The organism is Halomonas sp. DP4Y7-1 (assembly GCF_019800705.1).
Lineage (GTDB): Bacteria > Pseudomonadota > Gammaproteobacteria > Pseudomonadales > Halomonadaceae > Halomonas > Halomonas litopenaei_A.
Genome location: NZ_JAHVKS010000010.1, coordinates 89,767 through 110,778 on the forward strand (window position 1 = coordinate 89,767; position 21,012 = coordinate 110,778).

Annotated in this window: 20 protein-coding genes; 14 read left to right on the forward strand and 6 right to left on the reverse strand. The window is 63.4% G+C overall.

Annotated elements, in window-relative coordinates:
• The first annotated feature begins 1 nt into the window (after nt 1).
• The 3 genes from urtC to urtE all read left to right on the forward strand — a co-directional run bounded on the left by urtC (nt 2) and on the right by urtE (nt 2,809).
• The gene (gene urtC, locus KUV72_RS17135; RefSeq protein ID WP_222239200.1) at nt 2–1,141 is read left to right on the forward strand and encodes an urea ABC transporter permease subunit UrtC; all 1,140 of its coding nucleotides are present in this window, start codon (nt 2–4) and stop codon (nt 1,139–1,141) included.
• On the forward strand, nt 1,138–1,971 hold the full coding sequence (gene urtD, locus KUV72_RS17140) for an urea ABC transporter ATP-binding protein UrtD (RefSeq protein WP_222163360.1): 834 nt from the start codon (nt 1,138–1,140) through the stop codon (nt 1,969–1,971). Before urtC ends, urtD begins: the two co-directional genes overlap by 4 nt.
• A 139-nt stretch (nt 1,972–2,110) precedes the next feature.
• A complete protein-coding gene (urtE, locus tag KUV72_RS17145; protein WP_222239201.1) occupies nt 2,111–2,809 on the forward strand; it encodes an urea ABC transporter ATP-binding subunit UrtE in 699 nt (232 codons plus the stop codon).
• Nucleotides 2,810–2,874: 65 nt separating this feature from the next.
• On the opposite strand, the gene KUV72_RS17150 is transcribed toward urtE, so the two are convergent.
• Genes KUV72_RS17150 through KUV72_RS17170 form a run of 5 tightly spaced genes read right to left on the reverse strand, consistent with a single transcriptional unit; the run spans nt 2,875 to nt 10,617 of the window.
• Nucleotides 2,875–4,224 carry a sensor histidine kinase gene (locus tag KUV72_RS17150; protein WP_222239202.1) on the reverse strand — a complete coding sequence of 450 codons (1,350 nt, stop codon included), beginning with the start codon at nt 4,222–4,224 and terminating at the stop codon, nt 2,875–2,877.
• On the reverse strand, nt 4,202–4,894 hold the full coding sequence (locus KUV72_RS17155; protein WP_222163358.1) for a response regulator transcription factor: 693 nt from the start codon (nt 4,892–4,894) through the stop codon (nt 4,202–4,204). Before KUV72_RS17155 ends, KUV72_RS17150 begins: the two co-directional genes overlap by 23 nt.
• Nucleotides 4,888–8,040, reverse strand: a complete 3,153-nt coding sequence (locus tag KUV72_RS17160; protein ID WP_222239203.1) for an efflux RND transporter permease subunit — start codon at nt 8,038–8,040, stop codon at nt 4,888–4,890. Before KUV72_RS17160 ends, KUV72_RS17155 begins: the two co-directional genes overlap by 7 nt.
• The gene (locus tag KUV72_RS17165; protein ID WP_222239204.1) at nt 8,033–9,259 is read right to left on the reverse strand and encodes an efflux RND transporter periplasmic adaptor subunit; all 1,227 of its coding nucleotides are present in this window, start codon (nt 9,257–9,259) and stop codon (nt 8,033–8,035) included. The genes KUV72_RS17160 and KUV72_RS17165 overlap by 8 nt, the downstream gene beginning before the upstream one ends.
• The gene (locus tag KUV72_RS17170) at nt 9,256–10,617 is read right to left on the reverse strand and encodes a TolC family protein (RefSeq protein ID WP_222239205.1); all 1,362 of its coding nucleotides are present in this window, start codon (nt 10,615–10,617) and stop codon (nt 9,256–9,258) included. The genes KUV72_RS17165 and KUV72_RS17170 overlap by 4 nt, the downstream gene beginning before the upstream one ends.
• Before the next feature lie 437 nt (nt 10,618–11,054).
• Here KUV72_RS17170 and KUV72_RS17175 point away from each other — a divergent pair, with 437 nt between their 5' ends.
• The 10 genes from KUV72_RS17175 to KUV72_RS17220 all read left to right on the forward strand — a co-directional run bounded on the left by KUV72_RS17175 (nt 11,055) and on the right by KUV72_RS17220 (nt 19,443).
• Nucleotides 11,055–11,990: an urease accessory protein UreD gene (locus KUV72_RS17175; protein WP_222239206.1), complete on the forward strand. Its 936-nt coding sequence runs from the start codon at nt 11,055–11,057 to the stop codon at nt 11,988–11,990.
• Nucleotides 11,991–12,047: 57 nt separating this feature from the next.
• Nucleotides 12,048–12,350 carry an urease subunit gamma gene (ureA, locus tag KUV72_RS17180; protein WP_206944647.1) on the forward strand — a complete coding sequence of 101 codons (303 nt, stop codon included), beginning with the start codon at nt 12,048–12,050 and terminating at the stop codon, nt 12,348–12,350.
• A gap of 90 nt (nt 12,351–12,440) precedes the next feature.
• A complete protein-coding gene (locus KUV72_RS17185; protein ID WP_222239207.1) occupies nt 12,441–12,779 on the forward strand; it encodes an urease subunit beta in 339 nt (112 codons plus the stop codon).
• Nucleotides 12,776–14,479 (forward strand): urease subunit alpha, encoded by a 1,704-nt coding sequence (gene ureC, locus KUV72_RS17190; protein ID WP_222163352.1) that lies wholly within the window; start codon nt 12,776–12,778, stop codon nt 14,477–14,479. The genes KUV72_RS17185 and ureC overlap by 4 nt, the downstream gene beginning before the upstream one ends.
• 125 nt (nt 14,480–14,604) lie before the next feature.
• On the forward strand, nt 14,605–15,243 hold the full coding sequence (gene ureE, locus KUV72_RS17195; protein ID WP_315857927.1) for an urease accessory protein UreE: 639 nt from the start codon (nt 14,605–14,607) through the stop codon (nt 15,241–15,243).
• Between the two features lie 8 nt (nt 15,244–15,251).
• Nucleotides 15,252–15,947, forward strand: a complete 696-nt coding sequence (locus tag KUV72_RS17200) for an urease accessory protein UreF (RefSeq protein ID WP_222239242.1) — start codon at nt 15,252–15,254, stop codon at nt 15,945–15,947.
• A gap of 127 nt (nt 15,948–16,074) precedes the next feature.
• A complete protein-coding gene (ureG, locus tag KUV72_RS17205; RefSeq protein ID WP_206944634.1) occupies nt 16,075–16,725 on the forward strand; it encodes an urease accessory protein UreG in 651 nt (216 codons plus the stop codon).
• 62 nt (nt 16,726–16,787) lie between these two features.
• Complete coding sequence (locus tag KUV72_RS17210; RefSeq protein ID WP_206944631.1) at nt 16,788–17,399, forward strand: HupE/UreJ family protein; 612 nt, start codon at nt 16,788–16,790, stop codon at nt 17,397–17,399.
• A 127-nt stretch (nt 17,400–17,526) separates the two neighbouring features.
• On the forward strand, nt 17,527–19,002 hold the full coding sequence (locus KUV72_RS17215; RefSeq protein WP_222239208.1) for a phospholipase D-like domain-containing protein: 1,476 nt from the start codon (nt 17,527–17,529) through the stop codon (nt 19,000–19,002).
• A gap of 219 nt (nt 19,003–19,221) precedes the next feature.
• Nucleotides 19,222–19,443, forward strand: coding sequence for a LapA family protein (locus KUV72_RS17220; RefSeq protein WP_206944627.1), 222 nt, complete (start codon nt 19,222–19,224; stop codon nt 19,441–19,443).
• Here KUV72_RS17220 and KUV72_RS17225 read toward each other — a convergent pair.
• A complete protein-coding gene (locus KUV72_RS17225; RefSeq protein WP_206944625.1) occupies nt 19,379–20,365 on the reverse strand; it encodes a YihY/virulence factor BrkB family protein in 987 nt (328 codons plus the stop codon). The two genes, KUV72_RS17220 and KUV72_RS17225, sit on opposite strands and share 65 nt — an antisense overlap.
• 117 nt (nt 20,366–20,482) lie before the next feature.
• On the opposite strand from KUV72_RS17225, the gene arfB reads away from it, so the two are divergent.
• A complete protein-coding gene (gene arfB, locus KUV72_RS17230; protein ID WP_222163347.1) occupies nt 20,483–20,893 on the forward strand; it encodes an alternative ribosome rescue aminoacyl-tRNA hydrolase ArfB in 411 nt (136 codons plus the stop codon).
• Nucleotides 20,894–21,012 lie beyond the last annotated feature (119 nt).

The following is a 21,012-nucleotide window of genomic DNA, read 5'->3' on the forward strand; positions in this document are numbered from 1 at the left end:
CATGATGACATCCCGACACTGGCTTGCTCGCCCCTTTGGCGAGCGCTCAACGCTGACCTTCCTGGCGGTGCTGTGTGGCGCCATGGCTCTGGTGGTGCTGGCCAACCTGTTGCCCGCCGATCACCCGCTTCACGTCTCTACTTATACCGTTACCTTGCTCGGCAAGTATCTGTGTTATGCCTTGCTGGCAGTCGCTGTGGACCTGGTCTGGGGGTATCTAGGCATTCTCAGCCTTGGCCACGGTGCTTTCTTCGCGCTTGGCGGCTACGCCATGGGCATGTACCTGATGCGCCAGATCGGCGACCGCGGCGTCTATGGCGACCCGTTGCTACCCGATTTCATGGTCTTCCTCGACTGGGATAGCCTTCCCTGGTACTGGCTGGGATTCGACATGCCGGGCGTGGCCTTTGCGATGGTGCTGTTGGCGCCGGGCCTGCTGGCGCTGGTGTTCGGCTTTCTGGCGTTCCGTTCACGGGTCACCGGGGTTTACCTGTCGATCATCACCCAGGCCCTGACCTTCGCGCTGATGCTGGCGTTCTTCCGCAACGAGATGGGCTTTGGCGGCAACAATGGCCTGACCGACTTCAAGGAGCTGCTGGGCTTCGACTTGTCCGCCGACAGCACGCGCCTGGGCTTGTTCATCGCCTCAGGCGTCGCCCTGGCAATAGGGTTTCTGCTGTGCCGAGCCATTGTCGTGAGCAAGCTTGGCCGCGTCTGCGTGGCAGTACGTGACGCTGAGTCGCGCACTCGCTTTCTCGGCTACCGGGTAGAGCGCTACCAGCTGTTCGTGTTCGTCGTCTCGGCGATGCTGGCCGGGGTCGCTGGCGCCCTGTATGTGCCCCAGGTAGGGATCATCAATCCCAGCGAATTCTCCCCGCTGTTTTCCATCGAGATCGTGGTGTGGGTGGCCCTAGGGGGGCGGGCGACCCTGTATGGCGCGGTCATAGGCGCGCTGGCGGTGAACTATGCCAAGAGCGTGTTCACCGGGATCATGCCCGAGGCCTGGCTGTTTGCCCTGGGGGCGCTGTTCGTGCTGGTCACCGTGCTGCTGCCTCAGGGTATCGCCGGGCTATTGTCTCGTCGCCGTCAGCACGATGATGCACCTAACAACATGACGGTAAAACAGGAGGCGACCCCATGAGTTTTCTGCATGGTCTGGCCGATCGCGATCGTGTCTTCGACTTTCTGGTGCCGCAGGCGTCCCCGGTCGATGTCCGCCATGGCCCCATCCTCTATCTGGAGGATGTCTCCGTCAGTTTTGATGGGTTCAAGGCCATCAATGGGCTCAACCTGACGATCGATGATGGTGAGCTGCGCTGCATCATCGGGCCCAACGGTGCCGGCAAGACCACCATGATGGACATCATCACCGGCAAGACCCGCCCTGATACGGGCAGCGTCTGGTTCGGCAGCCGTCATAACTTGCTGACCAAGAACGAGCCGGAGATCGCACGCCTGGGTATTGGAAGGAAATTCCAGAAACCCACGGTGTTCGAGGCGCTCAGCGTGTTCGAGAACCTGGAGCTTGCCATGGCCACCGACAAGAGTCTGTGGCCCACCCTGGTCGCTCGATTGAATGCCGACCTGCGCAATCGTATCGAAGAGGTCATGGAAACCGTCGGCCTGTCAGCCTTGAGCCGTCGCCAGGCAGGCATCCTGTCCCACGGTCAGAAGCAGTGGCTCGAGATTGGCATGCTGCTGATGCAGCGCCCGCGGTTGCTGCTGGTGGACGAACCCGTTGCCGGTATGACCGAACAGGAAATGGAGCGCACGGCCGAGCTCTTGAAGGGACTTGCCGGCAAGCATTCCGTGGTGGTGGTTGAGCACGATATGGGCTTCGTCAGGTCCATCGCGCGCACCGTCACGGTGCTGCATCAAGGCTCCGTGCTGGCGGAAGGCAGCATGGACAAGGTGGCCAGCGACCCCAGGGTGGTCGAGGTCTATCTGGGTGGCGATGAGGAGGCTGCATGATGGGACTGGAACGCTTTCCACTGGATCCCGGTGTAAGAAGTGCCTATGTCGTCGCATGGGATCACGTTACGGGACCCCGCATGAAAAGACGGCGATATCCGCGCTGGCTCGCTGCGCTGGCACACCGGAGGGCCCGCCAATGCTGAACATTCGTGGGCTCAACCAGTTCTATGGCGAAAGCCATACGCTGTGGGACCTGGATCTGCAGGTGCCCAAAGCGGCCTGCACCTACGTGCTGGGGCGCAATGGTGTCGGCAAGACGACGTTGATGAAAGCCATCATGGGCGAAGTGCCGATCCGTGGTGGAGCGCTGGAATACGCGGATGGCGTGGCTCTGGAGCGCCGTCGGCTGGAAGATCGCTCGCGCCTTGGCATCGGTTACGTGCCTCAGGGACGGCAGATTTTTCCACTGCTGACGGTGGAAGAGAACCTGCGTACCGGTCTCGCAGCGCGCGGGGACGGCCTGCGCCAGGTACCCGAGCGTATCTACGAGCTGTTTCCCGTGCTCAAGGAAATGCGCCAGCGTCGTGGCGGGGATCTTTCGGGCGGCCAGCAGCAGCAGCTGGCCATCGGGCGTGCGTTGGTTCTCGAGCCCAAGCTACTGATCCTCGATGAGCCGGGGGAGGGCATCCAGCCGAACATCGTCGCCCAGATTGGCGAGGTCATTCGCCGTCTGATCGCCGATGATGGGCTGACCGTACTGCTGGTGGAGCAGAAGCTCCCCTTTGCTCGCCGTTTTGCAGATCGTTTTGCCATCCTTGATCGTGGCCGGCGCGTAGCGGAGGGCGACATAGCAGCATTGAGTGATGACGTGGTGAAGCGCTACCTGACCGTCTAGGGCGAAAGTGGCGGTCGACAGCTCGCAGCACCAGCCTTGCTCGGGCTCGAGTGAAACGGGAGCCTTTAGCCGTGTGGCTCGGCGGCATCGACCAGGGTGAGCTGGACGTAGTGTCCCCCTGGCACCGGCTGGTTGTGATAGTGCCAGCCGAGCCGCTCGGTGAGCTGAGCTGTCAGCTCTAGGCCAAGGCCGAAGCCCAGGTCGTCGACAGTATCTGGGTAGCCTGCGGGGGCATCGTTGTCGGCATCTTGGCTGTCACCGCTTCCGTCTTCCTGCCCGTCGGCGCGCTGCAGGTTGTCGATAAAGACCGTCTTGCCCTGCTGACGCAGGGTGACGTCACCCGCCCAGGTGTGCTGGAAGGCGTTGCGGATGAGGTTGCCAAGTACCATGCGTAGTGCCACCTCGGACTGTTCCAGGGTGGCCGGGCTTGTGGTCACGCTGAGGGCGACGTCCTTGTCGCGTAGCAGGTAGCGGTGTTCTTCGACGATGTCCTGTACCAGCCGGTCCAGTGCGATGGGACGGGTGGGCAGATCGATGGGCTCGTCGCGGCTTAGCCACAGGAGGGTTTCCGTCAGATGCTTCATGTTCAGGCTGGCGCGATCCAGGCGATCGATGATCGACGCCAGCACGGATCGGGCCGCAGGCGCCTGCTCCGGCGGTAGCGAGCGGATCAGTTCGATGCCGCTTCGCATCACACTGATCGGCGTGCGCAATTCATGGCTTGAGTGGCGCAGGAAGCGATGTTCCCGTTCGAGACTGTCTTTCTGGGAGGACAGGCTGTCGCGTACCAGCGAGGCCAGTTCGTTCAGCTCGGGGTAGCGGAAGTCCGGCAGAGGGTCCTGCAGGTTGGCGCTTTCCAGATCACGCGCCCACCGGCCCAGGCGCGCCACCGGCTTGCTTAGCTGACGCAGCAGTAGCCAGATCGCCAGTGCCAGGGCGACGGCGGTACTGAGGCTGATAAGCAGAAGGCTTGTGAGGTTGTCACGAATGGTGCGGTGTACCAGGCTCGACATCTGCTGGCGTGTCAGAGTGTGGCTGACAAACAGCGTCCCCTCGGCGGTGGGAAAGCGCATGGCGAAGACCAGCCTGCCGCGGCGACCATTCGGCTTCGTCTCACGCGACGTGACCAGACGCGTCTCCTGCTGCGGCGGCTGTGGCAACAAGCTGCGGATCTGCCTGGGCTGTTGCTGCCAGGTCGAGGTGACGGTGAAGGCGTCCAGGTCGGGTTCTGCCGTGCCTTTGGCCCGCTGGCGAATGTGCTGATGCACCGCCTGTTCCATGGCCCCCACCATGGTGCTGTCCATCCCCAGCTTGAAGTAGTGGGCCGCCAGCAGCGAGTAGCCTCCCACCAGCAGCGCACCCAAGGTGAGCAGGATCGCCGCGAGCTGTCGCTTAAGGCGTATCTGACGGATCATCCCGTGCCTCCCTCAAGGCGAACCCGCGTCCGGGGATCGTGTGTATCAGCGGCGGATCGAAGTCTCGATCCACGGCCTTGCGCAGATGGTGCATATGTACCTTGAGGCTATTGCTGTCGGGAGGTTCCTCGCCCCACACCGCCTCCTCCAGAGCGCGGCGGCTGACGACCCCGGGTGATGCGCGCAGCAGGGGTTCCAGCAGTCGCCAGCCGGTAGGTGACAGGTGCAGCGGCTGACCGTCTCTAAGCACCGTCAGTGAGACCAGATCCATCACCAGGCCAGCGTAGTGCAGCCGCTTGATCTGCCCGCTGCGTCGCTGGCCCAGGGCGCGAATGCGCAGCGCCAACTCCTTCAGTTCGAACGGCTTGACCAGGTAGTCATCGGCGCCCGCCTCGAAGCCATCGACCTTGTCGTCGAGGCGGTCGCGGGCGGTCAACATCAGGATGCTGGTGTCATCGCCCGCGTGGCGAACCTCGCGGCAGACGCTCAGGCCATCCAGTCGCGGCAGATTGAGATCCAGCAGGATGACGTCATAGCGATTGTCGCGGATGAGCGTGAGCCCGCGCTGGCCATTGCTGGCGTGATCGCACCGGATCTGCTGGATCTCCAGGTATTGCACGATGGTCATGGCCAGATCCAGGTCATCTTCCACCAGCAGCACGTTCAGCATGGGGTTTCGGCCTCGTCTTCACCGGGCGTGCGTCGCCTCCAGCGTGCGAGCCATTGCTCGAGGCTGGTCTGCAGGCTCAGCAGCACCGGTATCAGGATTAGCGTGATCAGGGTGGCGAACAGGATACCGTATGCCAGCGACACTGCGGCCGGAATCAGAAACTGGGCCTGATGGGACGTTTCTCCCAGGAGGGGATAGAGCCCGGCAAAGGTGGTGGCCGAGGTCAGCACGACTGCACGCATGCGACTGGTGGCGGAGGCGACGATGGCGTCCGGGATGGCCAGGCCTTCGTCTCGCAGCTCGTTGAAACGGGACACCAGCAAAAGGCTGTCGTTTACCACCACGCCGGACAGGGCAATGATGCCATTGAGGGACAGGATCCCGAGGGACAGGTCATTGAGCCAGTGACCGAGCAGCGCCCCGACCACGCCGAAGGGGATCGCGGTCATGATCAGCAGAGGCTGAACGTAGGACTTCAGGGGGACCGCCAGCAGCATGTAGATCAGCAGTATGGCGAAGGCAAAGACCGTGACCATCGAGGACTGGGTTTCCTGCTGCTGCTCGGCCTCGCCAGCGAAGTGGATGTCGACGCCGGGGTAGGCGCTGCGGATATCCGGGACGACCTCCTGTTCGAGCAGGGTCACCAGTTCGCTGGCCGAGATCAGCTCCTTGTCCACGTCGCCGGAAATATAGATGGCCCGCTGGTTATCGATCCGGGTGATGGTGTCGCGGGTGTAGCCGAGACTCGCTGTAGCGACGCTGGACAGCGGCAGCACGGTACCATCCGGTGCACGTACCCGCGACGACAGCACGTCGACCAGCGACTGGCGCTCGCTCTCGGGAAAGCGCACCTTCACCTCTATCTCGTCGTTGCCGCGCTGATAGCGCTGCACCACCTGACCATTGAAGCCCTGCATGACCTGTTCGGCCAGCTCGTCGGTGGTCATGCCAAGCGCGCGCCCCTGGGCGGTGAGGTCGAGCTGAAGCTGAGGTTGGCCCGGGCGGAGGTTGTCTTCCAGGCCGCTGACGGCATCGATGGCTTCAAGACGCGCGCGGAACTCGTCGCCGGCCGCGCTCAGCAGGGTATCGTCGCTGGCGCGAAGCTCGACGCGAAGCGCAGAGAAGTCACTGCGCCGGCTCTGAACACTCAGCGTGCGGGTGCCTTCCGGGAGCCCGGCAAGGGCCGTCCACTGGTGTGCGAACTGGTCAAGGTCGTAGGGCGAATCATCGGCAAGCTTGACCGTGACAGTCCCTGACTGGTCATCACTCGAGGTGATCTGCAGGTGCTCGATGGCGCTGACGCCTTTGCCCTGGCGCAGCGTGGTATCGGCCTCGATGGCACTGTCCTGCAGGCGGTCCAGCGCCCGGTGGGTCAAGCCGTAACTCGCATCGTTTTCCAGCGTGATGTTGGCGCGCGCCGTATCGCCTGCAATATCGGGGAAGAAACTCATGCGAATGCTGCCGTTGAACGGCATGGCCAGGACCAGGATCAACAGCGCCGTGAACAGCACTGTGACGCTGGTTCGATGCACCAGAGCGAGCTTGACCAGCGGACGATAGACGGCCTGGGTGAAGCGTTCCATCGCGCCAGAGGCGGCGTCCTGTAGCCGCCCCCACAGCCGGCCAAGACGATGACGGGAAGTCGAGGAGCGGGTATTCAGGTGCGCCAGGTGGGCCGGCAGAATCAGCTTCGACTCGATGATCGACAGCACCAGACACAGGCCGACCACGGCGGCGAATTGGGCGTAGAGCTTGCCCAGTCTGCCCTCTATCTGCGAGAGCGCAAAGAAGGCCACCACCGTGGTAAACACGCCAAACAGGGTGGGCACCGCGACGCGCAGGGTGCCACGAATGGTGTTGTCCAGGGTGTCACCATGGGCGCGGCGCTCGGCGTAGACGCTTTCGCCCACGACCACGGCATCGTCGACCACGATGCCCAGCGCCATGATGAAGCCAAAGGTGGTGAATTCATTGAGGGTAAGCCCAAGCAGGGGCTCGCCCATGAAGTAGAGCGTACCGCAGAACACAAAGGGGAGGCCCATGGCCACCCACAGCGCGACCCTCAGGTTGAGAAACAGCGCCAGCAGGGTAAACACCAGCAGAATTCCGTACAGCGCATTGTCGATCAGCAGCGCCAGGCGTTCGTTGATCGAGGTGCTGCGATCGTACCAGGTGGCCAGCTGCACGTTCTGGGGCAGAAGCCCATCGTCACGCCACTGCTGAATCACGTCGCGGGCGCCAATGACCGAGTCTGAAATGTCATCGGTGCCGGTGGTGACGATCTGTAACGCGATGCTGTCCTCGCCATCAAAGCGCGACAGGCTGGAGGTGGTATCGTCGAAGGTGTCGCGGATCCTGGCCACATCACCGAGGCGGATCTGATCGCCCTGGGCGGTGGTGATCAGTGGAATGGCGGCGAACTCATCCTTGAGGTAGGCCTGGCGCGACGCCTTGAGCTGCAGGTAGAGATCGGCGTTGCGCAATACGGCGCTGGAAGTGCTGGTCGAGCTCGCATTGACCGCTTCCTCCACGTCGGTGAGCGAAAGGCCGTAGGCTTCCAGGCGACCCTCGTCGATCTCGATGGCCATCATTGGATCGAGCCAGCCACTGATCGAGACACGACTGACGTCCTGATGGGCCAGCAGGTCTGCCTTGAGGTCGTCGGCCAACTGTTGCAGGGTGGCGCGGTCAGCGTCGCCATAGAGCTGAATCCACAGCGAGTGCTCCTCGCGCTCAGCCTTGCTGATGACCGGATTGTCGGCGTCGGCCGGAAAGTTGGAGATAGCGTCCACCTGGGTCTTGACGTCTCTAAGCAGGGTATCCAGGTCGTAGTTGGAGGTCTTCTCCACGGTCACGGTGGTGCCACTGGTGGTGGAGGTGCTGACGATCGAATCGATACCGATGACCCCTTCCAGCGCATCCTCGATCTTGATCGCGAGTCCTTCTTCTGACTGCCTTGCCGAGCCACTGTCGTAGCTGACCGAGATGCTCAGGCTGTCGGGTTCGGTGCTCGGGAAGGCCTCTTTCTGGAGGGTGCCAAGGGCGCTGACGCCCAGCGCGATCACCAGCAACATCAAGAGATTGGCAGCGACCGGGTTGCGGGCAAACCAGGCGATCACGCCTTGGCGATGGCTCGTGTCAGACATCCTGGCGGGCCTCCACGGTGGTCACCAGCATGCCCTGGACGTAGCTGCTCAGGGGTTGCACGACCACCCGGGTCGGCTGATCAGCGATCGCCTCGGGCGGTCTTACGTATATCGTGGCACCGTCGCTGAAGACGGCCGCGGTCGAGACGCTGGCCAGAGCGTCATCGTCGGTGACGTACCAGAGCTGTCCGGACTGGCCGAGGGCGGTGGCGGGGAGCTGCCACAACCCATCGAGCGTACGTCCGCTGAGGCTCGCCTCGAGGAAAGTGCCGGGCAGCAGGGCGGGGGTCTGGTCGAACGGGGCCTGAACCGCGATCACCAGCGAGCGCTGGCGGCTGGTGGCGTCCAGGTGCTGATGCGCCCGGATGACCTGGCCGGTCCATTGCTCTCTGCTCTCGATATCGGTCAGCGTGACGGGCCAGTCACCCCCGGCAAGCGTGGCCGAGTCCGGCAGTTGCGCCCATTCCGCGGCGGACAGACTCACGGTGATCTCGATGCGGTCGGTGCTGACCAGGGTGGCGATCTCGGTGCCAGACTGCACGAAACTGCCCGGGGCGATGTGGCGATCGGTGATCAGGGCATCGAAGGGGGCGGTGATGCGGGTCTGGTCGAGGTCCTGGCGGGCGGCGGCCAGCGACGCCTTGGCCTCATCGACCGCCGCCTGCGCGGCGGCGAGCTGGGGGGCGCGAAGTACCAGCGGCGAGTCAGGCTCGCCCGAGAGCCCCGACGAGCGCCACTCGATTCTGGACTGTTCTCCCTGGCGTTGTTCCTCCAGCAGGCTCACCTCGGCAGTGGCCAGCGTCGATTGGGCGACGGCCAGGGCCTCCTGGTAACCACTGTTCTCCAGGGTGGCCAGCAGTTCGCCCTTACCGATACGAAGACCTCCCTCGAAGTTGTCGGCAAGGCCGTCGACGCGCCCGGACACCTCGGCGCTCAGGGTCAGCTCGAAATGCGCACTGGCTTCTCCGTAGGCGTTGATGCGGGCAGCGTGGGCCGCGGTCTCTGCAGTGACCACCGTCACCTCGGTGCGCTGGGGGGTCTGCTGGTGGTCTTGCTGACCTGCCTGCACCTGGCCTGAATCGGCCTGCGGCTGGCCACCAGGCCTGGGTGGCGAGTGCTGGCCTCGTGCCTGACCTGGCGTGACGACATGAATCACCACCGCCGCCAGTACCGCGAGGGCCAGGCTCAGGGGCAGCGCTTTGCTCCAGCGACGTGTCATGGGGTCACTCCCAGTCCGAGTGCCAGGCCGAGATCGATGCGATTGGCCAGGCGCTGATAGTTGAGGTCATCGAGTTGCGCCTCGAGGTCGTAGGTCTGCTGTTGCACCGACAGCAGATCGAGGATGTCGACCAGCCCCGAGCGGTAGCTCGACTGGTACTGGGCCAGGGTAGATTGCTGGCGGTCCAGGGCATTGGCGATGTGCTGCTGTTGCAGGGCGAGCGAGCGCTCGAGCCCGAGGGCATCTTCCACCTCGCCAACCGCCTCGAGCAGGGTCTCGCGGTACGCCTGGTAGGCCTGCGCGGTCTCCAGTTCGGCTTCGTCGGCGGCTGCGCGAAGCTCGCCTCCCTGGAACAGCGGAGCCGTCAGTTGACCCAGCAGCGACCACACCGGATCGGCCAGCAGCGCCTGGGATGGCGAGTCGGCCACGTCCTCGATGGCGGCCTGCAGGCTGATGCTTGGCAGCAGGTCCTTGTAGGCGGCGTGTGTGCGATAGTCGGCTGCCTGAATGGCGTGGTAGGCCGCGATCAGGTCCGGTCGGCGACGCAGCGACTGACTTGGCAGCTCTGCCAGCGGTGTCAGTACCGCGGGATAGTCGTCGGCCACCGCCTCGCCGCTATCGGGAATCTCGCCCAGCAGGGTCTGCAGTGCACGCTGCTGCTGCGCCAGGCTCTCTTGATACTCCACCAGGCTGGCACGGGCACTGGCCGTGGAGCTTCGCGCGCTGTCCAGGTCCTCGAGGCTGCCGAGCCCGCTGCGATAGCGCTCAAGGATCAGGGACTCGTTGCTTTCAAGGGTGGACAGGCGCTGCTGCTGGATGGTGATGGCATGACGCTGAGCGATCAGCGCAAGCCAGCTGGTCATCACGTCGGCCGCCAAGGTGTCCCGGGCGGCCTGATACAGGGCCGCCTGTTGTGCGACGTCCTGATCGGCGGCGGCGGTGCGATCGGCAATCTTCTGCCACAGATCGGCTTCCCAACTGACCGTGACTGAGCCGCTGTAGGTGCTGGCACTGTCTTCGCTGTCACTGGCGCTGAAGCCGGCTTCGACCTCGGGCAGGCGGTCAGCACCGGTCTGGCGCAGCTGTGTCTGGCGGATACGCAGCGTCAACAGGGTCTGTTGCAGGCCGGGGTTGGCCTGCAGCGCCTTTTCAACGAGCTGATCGAGCGCACCGGACGCGATCAGCTCGTTGAGTGAGCCGACGTCGCTACCGCCGACAGCTGCCGACCAGTCCGGCACCTGGGCGATCAAGGCGTCGGTCCTGTCAGGGTAGGAGGTTGGCTCGTCGATCATGGAGCAGCCAGCCAGCGTCAACAGCAGGACGCCCGCCAGCAAGGCAGGGAAAGGGGCCCGAACCATGATAATGGATCTCCTGGGTTCTCGAAGGCGCGCAGCATAGCCAAGCGGGGGGTTAAGGCAGGGTTAACGGCAGTAGCAAGCGGCGTGACAGGAAGACGATCGAAGGACGGTGAAGGGAAGGTAGAAGAAGGGCGGCAGGAAGGGCGGGTGAGGTCTCGGGCAGACAACTGACCACGCTGCACAGTCCTGGCGACGAGGTCCACAGCAATAGCGACATGCGCACCAAAATGATGCTGGATGCGCTTAGCGGTGCACCGAGTTGGTGCCTTAGATAGCTAAGAGGGCTTCTTGGTGCACTTTCGGTGCATTATATGTCATTGATAATAAAGTAAAAGATAGGGTTTATAGGTGAGGTGGTACGACCATTGCACCGTCATCGGGCAGTATTGTGTGGCGTGGCCAGACGGCGTCACCACGAACCATCGCCCGGGAGAACCATGAGCGCGCAGACACTACAGGATGTGACCGATCGGCACGGCCATCGCTTCGACGCGGGACGGCGCTGGGAGGCGAGCCTGTCACTGGGCTTTCGCCATGATGGTGCGGCGACTCGATTACACCGAGTGGATCACCGTGGCCCCTTGAGGGTGCAGCGGCCCTTTTACCCCGAAGGACACGACGGCACCTGCCACGTCTACCTGTTGCATCCACCGGGCGGGCTGGTCAGCGGTGATGCGCTGGACATTCAAGCACGGGTGGCAAGGGGTGCCAGCGCACTACTCACGACCCCTGCCGCTAACAAGCTGTATCGGGCGGACAGCAACGAGGTGAGCTGGTCCCAGCGCACCCGGCTGGTGGTCGAGCCCGGCGCCAGCCTCGAGTGGCTGCCTCAGGAAACCATTGCCTTCGATGGCTCTCGTGGACGCCAATCCACCGAGATCGAGTTGCACGGGGACGCGCGCTGCCTGGGTTGGGAGGTACTCGCCCTGGGCCGGCCTGCCAGTGACCTGCCGTTTGCCAGCGGCTACCTGGAACAGAGCTTCAGGTTAGCCCGAGATGGCCAGCCGCTGTGGATCGAGCGTCAGCCACTTGATCCGCTTCACCGCCGCTTCAGTGGCGCCTGGGGCCAGCGTGGCTGCAGCGTTCAGGCCACCCTTTGGGCCGTAGGCTTGGACGATGGCGCGGCAGCGGTAGAGGTGCTGCGTGAACAGCTGGCGGGCCGACAGGGACGCACCGACGATGTCGTCGATCTGTCTTCACCCTCGATGATGCAACAGCCATGGGCGGTCACTCTGCGTGACGGCGTATTGCTGCTGCGCTATCTCGGGCACTCGCGGCATGAAGCTTGGACGCTGTGTGAGGCTGCCTGGAAACTGCTAAGACCGATGTTGCTGGAGCGCACGGCCTGTCCGCCGCGCATCTGGTTCACCTGACTCCACGCCGACCGTCGTCTAGCGAGCGTCGTGTCGTCTGACCTTGAGGAAGTAACGATGGAGCTGACACCGAGAGACAAGGACAAGCTGCTGCTGTTTACCGCAGGGTTGGTAGCAGAACGGCGAAGGGCCAAGGGCCTGAAGCTCAACTATCCCGAGGCGGTCGCGTTGATCAGCTGCGAGATCATGGAGGGGGCCCGTGAGGGGCGCAGCGTCGCCGAGATGATGAGCTACGGCAAACAGATCCTGGGCCGTGACGATGTCATGGAGGGCGTTGCCGACATGGTCGACGAAGTTCAGGTCGAAGCCACCTTTCCTGACGGCACGAAGCTGGTGACCGTCCATCATCCGATTACCTGAACGGATGCCTGCTCAGTGTCGTCTGCCGCAGCGGCTTGCAGCAGCGACATGGGAGTAGGTCGTTGCCAACGGACCATCAGAGGGCGAGGCATGATACCCGGAGAATACCAACTCAAGGACGGCGAGATCGCACTGTGTGAAGGGCGCGAGCGGGTGACCATCGAGGTGGCCAACCGTGGCGACCGGCCGATCCAGGTCGGCTCGCACTACCATTTCGCCGAGACCAATCCCGCGCTCTTGTTTGACCGCGTCAAGGCTCGAGGCTTCAGGCTGGATGTTGCTGCCGGCAGCGCCGTGCGTTTCGAGCCCGGCCAGACCCGTGAGGTCACCCTGGTCAGCTTTGCCGGCACTCGTGACATCTATGGCTTTCGTGGCGAGGTCATGGGGCCTTTGGATACTGCATCGGATGTTCAGGGAGACCCGTCATGAAGATCAGTCGTCAAGCCTACGCCGACATCTACGGACCCACCGTGGGCGACCGGGTGCGCCTGGGGGATACCGAGCTGTGGATCGAGGTCGAGCAGGATGCGACCCACTACGGTGATGAGGTCAAGTTCGGCGGTGGCAAGGTGATCCGTGATGGCATGGGGCAAAGCCAGCGTGTCGATGAGGCGGTGATGGATACGGTGATCACCAACGCGCTGATTCTCGACTGGTGGGGCATCGTCAAGGCCGACGTCGGGCTGCAGGCGGGCAGAATCGCTGCCATCGGCAAGGCCGGTAATCCGGATACCCAACCGGATGTCACCATCGTCATCGGGCCGGGGACAGAGGTCATCGCAGGGGAAGGCAAGATCCTTACGGCGGGTGCCATCGATGCCCACGTGCATTTCATTTGTCCTCAATTGGTGGATGAGGCCCTGGCCAGCGGCATCACCACCATGCTGGGAGGTGGCACCGGGCCTGCGACCGGCTCCAACGCCACCACCTGCACGCCTGGCGCCTGGCACATTCATCACATGCTCAAGGCCTGCGACAGCCTGCCGATGAACATCGGCCTGCTGGGCAAGGGCAACGCCAGCCTGCCCGAGGCGCTTGAAGCCCAGATCGAGGCAGGCGCCATGGGGCTCAAGCTGCACGAAGACTGGGGGACCACGCCTGCGTCCATCGACACCTGTCTAAGCGTTGCCGAGCGCTATGACGTGCAGATCGCGATCCACACCGACACCCTCAACGAGTCGGGTTTTGTCGAGGATACGCTGGCCGCCTTCAAGGAACGGGGCATCCACACCTATCACACCGAGGGAGCGGGTGGCGGGCACGCGCCGGATATCATCACCGCCTGCTCGAAAGAGTACGTGCTGCCATCCTCGACCAATCCCACCAGGCCTTACACGGTGAATACCGTCGATGAGCACCTGGACATGTTGATGGTGTGCCACCACCTGGACCCGAATATTCCCGAAGACGTGGCCTTTGCTGATTCGCGTATTCGTCGGGAGACCATCGCAGCCGAAGACATCCTGCAGGACATGGGGGTGATCTCGATGATCGCCTCTGACTCCCAGGCCATGGGGCGTGTGGGCGAGGTGGTATGCCGTACCTGGCAGACGGCCCACAAGATGAAGGTCCAGCGCGGGTTGCTGCCCGAGGATGAGGCGTGCGGTGCAGACAATCTTCGCGCTCGGCGCTACATCGCCAAATACACCATCAATCCGGCAATCACCCATGGTATGGCCGAAGAAATTGGGTCGGTCGAGGTGGGCAAGCTGGCGGATCTGGTGCTCTGGGATCCGGCGTTCTTCGGGGTCAAGCCCGCTCTGGTTCTCAAGGGCGGAATGATCGCCATGGCGCCCATGGGGGACCCCAACGCTTCGATTCCGACGCCACAGCCTGTGCACTATCGGCCGATGTTCGGTGCGCTGGGGCAAGCGGCTGCGGCGACGCGGGTGAGCTTTGTCTCCCAGGCAGCGCTGGACTCAGGACTCAAGGAGTCACTGGGTTTGGCCAGCCGGCTGGTGGCATGTCGCAACGTGCGCGGCATCCGCAAGCGCGATATGAAACTGAATGATCGCTGCCCCGACCTCAAGGTTGACGCCCAGACCTATGAGGTGACCTGTGATGGCGAGCTTTTGACCTGCGAGCCGCTGGACGTACTGCCCCTTGCACAGCGCTACCACCTGTTCTAGGGCGTGTTAGAAAAGTGCCTGCGCTCGTCGACTTTTCGTACAAACCCTAGGGCTGCCCGTGGGGTGAGGTGGTGGAAATAGGGAGAACCGCAAGTCGCGGCCGCACTACATTTTAGGAGATATCGATGAGCACGTTGTTGTCATTGACACAGCGTCTTGGCCCGCTGGCGGAGGACCAAGCCGAAGACACGCTGACCCTGGCCTATGACGATCGTATCAAGGGCCGCCTGAGGGTCACCTTGGATAGCGGGCGCGGAGCGGGACTGTTCCTGGAGCGCGGACCGGTGCTGCGCCATGGTGACGGACTGGCCAGCGACGATGGCGTGTGCGTGAGGGTAGTGGCGGCCCCAGAACCGGTAGTGAGTGCCTGGATTCTGCCTGGACCGCAGTCGGACCTGGCCCTGGCGCGACTGTGCTATCACCTGGGAAACCGGCATGTGACGCTGGGCATCGGGTGCGGCGTTTTCCAGGGGCAGGAGCGCCGCTACGTGCGGATTGCCCCCGATCATGTGCTGGAAGAACTCGCCGAGCGGCTGGGCGCCATCCTCGAGCGACACCAGGCGCCCTTCGATCCGGAGCCGGGCGCCTACACCATGGGCGGACATTCCCATGGGCACTCGCACGGGCACTCGCACGATCACTCGCACCAGCACTCGCACGATCACTCCCACGGGCACTCGCACCATCACTCCCACGGGCACTCGCACCATCACTCGCAGGAGCCTTCCGGCCAGTCTCAGGATCCGTCCAGGGAGCCGGTCTGATGTCCGAGATGGAGACGGCTTCCTCATCGGACCTTGCGCTAGGCGACTTGGCGCTGCTGGGCCTGTTGCAGCTCGTCAGCCCAGCCTTGCCGATTGGGGCCTTCGCCTGGTCCCAGGGGCTGGAAAGCGCGTTTGAACTGGGTTGGGTCACCGACGAGTCCAGCCTGGGTGACTGGTTGGAGGGGGTGCTGGAGGATGGCCTGGCGATGTGTGAACTGCCGGTGCTGATGCGCCAGATGACGGCCTGGCAGGCAGGCGACGCGTCCCTCGTTGCAGAGTGGGACCGCTGGCTCGCCGCAGTCCGCGAGACCCGTGAGCTGTTGGAGGAAGATCGCCAGCTGGGGGCTTCCTTGACACGCCTGATGGGCAATCTTGGCCTGCTGCCCGAGACAGCGTTGCCTGCTGCGCCAGGCTATGTGACCGCCTTTGCGGCGCTGTCGGTGCAGCGCCAGGTGCTGCCGCACAGCGCCATGCTGGGGTTTGCCTGGGCCTGGCTTGAGAACCAGCTGGCAGCGGCCTGCAAGGCACTGCCCCTGGGGCATACCGCGGCACAGCGAATAGTAGAACGGCTGCGTCCAGCTCTGGTCCACGCGGTAGAGCGCGCCGAGGCGCTGCGAGATGACGAGCTCGGTCCGGCATTGCCCGGCGTCGCGCTTGCCAGCAGCCTGCACGAGACCCAGTACTCGCGCCTGTTTCGCAGCTAAGCAAGCCCTTGACCAGCGCTATGGCTTGACGACATGAAAGACAAGGTATCGACGTCATGACCGAACGTCGCCCTTACCATCATCCTGGCCCCGAGCGTGGGCCAGACACGACCGCCAGGAGAAGGCCATGATCAGCACTACGACTCCCTCCCAATGTCTACGCGTCGGTGTCGGCGGTCCAGTGGGGTCCGGCAAGACCGCATTGCTCAGGCAGCTCTGTCGAGCGCTACGAGATCATTACGATATCGCCGTGGTGACCAATGATATCTACACCAAGGAAGATGCGGACTTCCTGACCCGCAATGAGGCGCTGTCGCCCGATCGCATTCTCGGGGTCGAGACCGGTGGCTGTCCGCATACCGCGATACGTGAGGATGCCTCGATGAATCTGGCGGCCATCGATGATCTCCATCAGCGTCATCCGGGGCTCGAGCTGGTACTGGTGGAGTCCGGAGGCGATAACCTGTCGGCGACCTTCAGCCCGGAGCTGTCTGACCTCACGCTGTACGTCATCGATGTGTCGGCGGGGGACAAGATTCCGCGCAAGGGTGGTCCCGGGATTACCAAGTCCGATCTCTTGATCATCAACAAGATCGACATCGCTGAGCAGGTGCATGCTTCTCTGGACGTGATGGAGCGTGACTCGCGCAAGATGCGAGGAGATCGACCATTTGTCTTTGCCAACCTGTACGACGGGGTCGGTCTAGAGACCATTATCAGTTTTATACTCGAGCGGGGCATGCTGCCCGATCGTCGTACCGAGGCGGTCCAAGCCTGAGCGTTCCGTAAGGGAATAAGGCCGCGCCTGGCGTGGCGTCTTTTGTCTGCAAGGAGTTTGTCATGACACAGCGCATCACTGCGTCTCATGTTGTTCCGGCGGTGGCCGCCCTGGGTTTGAGCCTGGCCGCGCCGGTGGTGTTTGCACATCCCGGTCATGGGGTAGAGCACGGTGGTCTTGCCAGCGGTTTGATGCATCCCTGGCTTGGGCTTGACCACTTGCTGGCCATGGCAGCCATCGGCCTGTGGAGTCTTGGGCAGGGCGCCAGCATGCGTCGACTGACGCCGCTGCTGGCGCTGGTGGGTATGCTGGTGGGGGCTGGTATCGCCCTGGCGGGCTGGGTCTCTCCGTCGCTGCTTCCGGGAGTCGAGAGCGGCATCGCTATGTCGGTGCTGGTGGCCGGTGTGATGACAGCGGCGCTGCTGCGTTTACCGACAGCGTTAGGCGGCGTGCTGGTGGTGGCGGTGATGGCGCTGCACGGCATCGCCCACGGCGCCGAGATGCCGGCCGCCGCGTCTGTGGTGGGCTATGTCATCGGGTTCTCGATCTCGACGTTGGCGATTACCTTGCTGGCACGCTCGCTGGGTGGCTGGCTGGCCGCGCGCGAACAGCGCCTGCTGCGCGCGCTGGGTGCCGTCATTGCCCTGTGCGGTGGGATCCTGGCCATGAGTTGAGGCCGCCGCGGGGTACGCCCGCTGGTGTGACTCAGGGACCGCGCCCGGCTTCGTGCCGGGCGCTTCCGTTGTCGGCCGGAGTTTTACGCTATCATCGGCGCCACTCGACCAACGAAAAGGAAGCGCCATGGGATGGCTGGGTAAAGCACTGAAAGGAAGCCTGCTGGTGGTGTTGCTGGCGTGGCCAGGCATGGCCATCTGGCAAAGCGTCAAGCCGCTGCCCAGCGACGTGGGCAAGGCGTGGCCGATGCGCTCGGTCGAGCGGGTGTCGTTGCTTACCGATCGCACCTGGTACGACCGGCGGGGACAACAGCAGCTGGATCAGCAGATCTTCGACGAGGCGGTGTCGATGATCGGCGAGGCCCGCCGCCTGATCGTGATGGACATGTTCCTGTTCAATCGCCTGGAGGGCCAGACGGGGGCGAGAAGCGCCCGGTTCAGGCCTATCGCCGAACGTCTGACGGACGCGTTGATAGCGGCACGACAGCGTGATCCCGCGCCGCGTATCGTGGTGATCACCGATCCTCTCAATACCCTTTACGGAGGGCAGCAGGTGGCGCTCTACCAGCGCCTGGAAGACGCCGGGGTAGAGCTGGTCATGACTCGGCTCGATAGACTGCGCGCCTCCAACCCGCTGTGGTCCGGACTCTGGCATCTCGGCCTGCATCGTCTCGGCAACGATAGTGAAGGAGGCTGGTTGCCCAATGCGTTTGGCGGCGAGCCGGTGACGCTACGAAGCTATCTGGCGCTGCTCAACTTCCGAGCCAACCATCGCAAGACACTGACGGTCGATACGCCCCAAGGCTGGTCGACGCTGATTTCCACGGCAAATCCCCATGACGCCAGTAGCCTGCATTCCAATGTAGCGCTACGTATCGATGGTGCATTGGCCGGGGATGTGATCGCCTCGGAGGCTGAGGTGGCGTCATGGTCCGGCGTTGAGGTGGCCTTGCCCGATAGTCGAGAGACAGGACCAGGCAACGCTGACCGTCGCCAGTCGTCAGGCGCCGAGGCAAGACTGCTGACTGAGGGAGCCATCCGTGACGCCGTGCTGGCGCGTATCGAAGAGGCTTCCCCAGGCGACAGGCTCGATCTTGCCGCCTTCTACCTGGCCCATCGTGAGGTGATCGCGGGACTGAAACGCGCCGCGTCACGCGGCGCCACGGTGAGGGTGCTGCTGGACCCCAACCGCGAGGCATTCGGTTTCAGCAAGGGTGGGTTGCCCAACCAGCCCGTTGCCGAGGAACTGCTGGCCTCGGGGGTTCAGGTGCGTTGGTGTCTGACGTCGGGAGAACAATGTCACAGCAAGGTTGTGCTGCTACGCAAGGAGGCGACGGCTGATCCGTCTGCACGCGATGCGGTCATCCTTGGCTCCGCCAATCTGACCCGGCGCAACCTGGATGACCTTAATCTCGAAAGCAGTGTCGAGGTAACAGGTCGGGAGCTGCCGGTGATCGATGCCCTGGGGCAATGGTTCGACCTGCGCTGGGAGTCGCCTCCCCATCACCGCGCCAGCCGCGCCTGGAGCGAGCGGGACGCCAGTGGCCGGCTGGCAGCGTGGCGCTATCGTGTGATGGAAGCCACCGGCCTGTCGACCTTCTGAGCGACGCGGAGCCGGGAGCTTGGCGGGCTAGCGTGGGCGGGGTGAGACGCGTTGGCGCCGCAACTTGACAGTTTTGACCAGCGTGCCCATGTTTTGCACGGTTGGCCCGGTATGTCGCCTGTGCCTTGGGCCGCGTTCCCCCTGGAGGCTGTCTGCCACGTCCGGCGGGTGTGGCGACGATGTCATTGAGTGAAAATTGGCACAAGGAGTGCTCAAGCAATGGACAAGGTTTGGCTGGTGGTGAAGGTGGTGATTCTGGCGCTGGTGGCCATTGTGGTGGTGCAGAACATCGACATGGTGCAGGTGAATCTGCTTGGCTGGACGATCGCGATGCCGATGGCCTTGCTGGTCGTGGTGATCTATCTGCTGGGCATGGTCAGCGGCCGGGGTCTGATGGGGCTGATTCGTCGCCTGAAGGGCAAGGAGACCCATCGGCATTGACCGCTGACGCGGTGGCCAGACGCCGGCGTGGATCCTGGTGCCATGCCAGTCCGAGCCGGCAGTTGTGTTCGAGTTCGGCGATGACCTGGGCGCCTAAAAGGAGAATGACGGCGCCTATCTCCAGGCTCAAGAGGACCACGATCAGCGTGGCCAGCGGGCCATAAACGGCACTGACCAGCGACAGGTTAGCGAAATAGTAGACCAGCGCGATTCTGACGCCTTCCCACATCAAGGCGGCGGCAAACCCGCCCGCCAGCGCCCGCCTGAGCGATATTCGCACCACCGGCAGAACCTTGTAGATGGCGCTGAACAGCAGGAAAACCCCGAGAAAGCTGGTCAGGTTGAGGGCGGTGTCCGACAGAGATGCCAGCGGCAGTTCCTTGCCATTGATCGCCATCCAGAGACCGTTCAAGGTGTTGGCCAGGCTGACTGCCATGGCCAACGCCAGCAGCGCAGCGCTGAGTACCAGCATGAACGCATAGGGCAGCAGAAAGGAGACCCACAGGCTGCGGCTGTCCTTGACGTCGGGTTTGCGGAAGATCAGTGCCAACGCGTCTTCCAGCATGCGAAAGGCAAAGGAACTGAACAGCAGCAGCACCGGGATACCGTAGATCCCGATCGCATCCCGCGAGTCGAGCAGCGCACGCACGGACTCCAGCATGACCTCGGCGTGGGTCGGGGCAATGTGGCGCGCCTGCAGGGTGATGACATTGATCAGCTGATCTTCGTCCACCACCTGGGCCATGGCGACCACCATCAGGGCGAACAGTGGAATGGTCGACAGCAAGATATTGAAGCCAACACCGCCGGCCAGCAGCATCCCCCGGTTATGCAGGAATTGGCTCAAGACCCGCCACATGAACAAAGCCAGTCGGGGCAGCAGGGTGAACATGGCGTGTTGATACCAGCGTGGTGCGGTCATGGGCCCAAATCGTCCTTGAGGGATAAGGCATGATACGCTCGGACGCACCATTAGCGTCAAACGCGCGGTGAATCCACCGCCACGGCGGCACCGGTATGGACGAAGGAGGTGCAGAGCATGCAATTGAGTCGACGCCTGTCGATCCCCTACAGCGATATCGTGATGACCGCGATACGTGCCCAGGGCGCCGGTGGTCAGAACGTCAACAAGGTAGCGTCAGCGATCCATCTGAGATTCGACATCGCCAGTTCGACGCTACCTGACGACGTCAAGGAGCGACTGCTGGCGCTTAACGACCACCGCATCACCCAGGACGGTGTGGTCATCATCAAGGCGCAGTCCGAACGCACCCAGGAAGCCAATCGAGCGGCGGCACTGGCACGCCTGCAGTCGCTGTTGCAGCAAGGTCTGGTAGTGCCCAAGGCTAGGCGGCCGACCAAGCCGAGCAAGGCGGCCAAACGACGTCGGCTCGAGGGCAAGAAGCAACGCGGCAAGGTCAAGGCCCTGCGTGCCAGACCGGATAGCTAGTCACCATGCTTGAGCGAGCCATCGCTAGAGGACGCAACAGGGGGAACCGCTGGGCCGGCCAGCAGTCAAAGCCGAGGCAGGCGGTGGCGGTTAGAGCCCGCAGGAGTCAGGCCCAGGAG

Bases quoted from the DNA above. Each gene is read 5' to 3' on its own strand.
- KUV72_RS17220 (WP_206944627.1), top strand. From the start codon at position 19,222: ATGGACAAGGTTTGGCTGGTGGTGAAGGTGGTGATTCTGGCGCTGGTG.
- KUV72_RS17215 (WP_222239208.1), top strand. From the start codon at position 17,527: ATGGGATGGCTGGGTAAAGCACTGAAAGGAAGCCTGCTGGTGGTGTTG.
- ureE (WP_315857927.1), top strand. From the start codon at position 14,605: ATGAGCACGTTGTTGTCATTGACACAGCGTCTTGGCCCGCTGGCGGAG.
- urtD (WP_222163360.1), top strand. From the start codon at position 1,138: ATGAGTTTTCTGCATGGTCTGGCCGATCGCGATCGTGTCTTCGACTTT.
- KUV72_RS17225 (WP_206944625.1), bottom strand. From the start codon at position 20,365: ATGACCGCACCACGCTGGTATCAACACGCCATGTTCACCCTGCTGCCC.
- urtC (WP_222239200.1), top strand. From the start codon at position 2: ATGATGACATCCCGACACTGGCTTGCTCGCCCCTTTGGCGAGCGCTCA.
- ureG (WP_206944634.1), top strand. From the start codon at position 16,075: ATGATCAGCACTACGACTCCCTCCCAATGTCTACGCGTCGGTGTCGGC.
- arfB (WP_222163347.1), top strand. From the start codon at position 20,483: ATGCAATTGAGTCGACGCCTGTCGATCCCCTACAGCGATATCGTGATG.
- ureC (WP_222163352.1), top strand. From the start codon at position 12,776: ATGAAGATCAGTCGTCAAGCCTACGCCGACATCTACGGACCCACCGTG.
- urtE (WP_222239201.1), top strand. From the start codon at position 2,111: ATGCTGAACATTCGTGGGCTCAACCAGTTCTATGGCGAAAGCCATACG.
- KUV72_RS17175 (WP_222239206.1), top strand. From the start codon at position 11,055: ATGAGCGCGCAGACACTACAGGATGTGACCGATCGGCACGGCCATCGC.
- KUV72_RS17210 (WP_206944631.1), top strand. From the start codon at position 16,788: ATGACACAGCGCATCACTGCGTCTCATGTTGTTCCGGCGGTGGCCGCC.
- KUV72_RS17160 (WP_222239203.1), bottom strand. From the start codon at position 8,040: ATGTCTGACACGAGCCATCGCCAAGGCGTGATCGCCTGGTTTGCCCGC.
- KUV72_RS17165 (WP_222239204.1), bottom strand. From the start codon at position 9,259: ATGACACGTCGCTGGAGCAAAGCGCTGCCCCTGAGCCTGGCCCTCGCG.
- KUV72_RS17155 (WP_222163358.1), bottom strand. From the start codon at position 4,894: ATGCTGAACGTGCTGCTGGTGGAAGATGACCTGGATCTGGCCATGACC.
- ureA (WP_206944647.1), top strand. From the start codon at position 12,048: ATGGAGCTGACACCGAGAGACAAGGACAAGCTGCTGCTGTTTACCGCA.
- KUV72_RS17150 (WP_222239202.1), bottom strand. From the start codon at position 4,224: ATGATCCGTCAGATACGCCTTAAGCGACAGCTCGCGGCGATCCTGCTC.
- KUV72_RS17185 (WP_222239207.1), top strand. From the start codon at position 12,441: ATGATACCCGGAGAATACCAACTCAAGGACGGCGAGATCGCACTGTGT.
- KUV72_RS17170 (WP_222239205.1), bottom strand. From the start codon at position 10,617: ATGGTTCGGGCCCCTTTCCCTGCCTTGCTGGCGGGCGTCCTGCTGTTG.
- KUV72_RS17200 (WP_222239242.1), top strand. From the start codon at position 15,252: ATGGAGACGGCTTCCTCATCGGACCTTGCGCTAGGCGACTTGGCGCTG.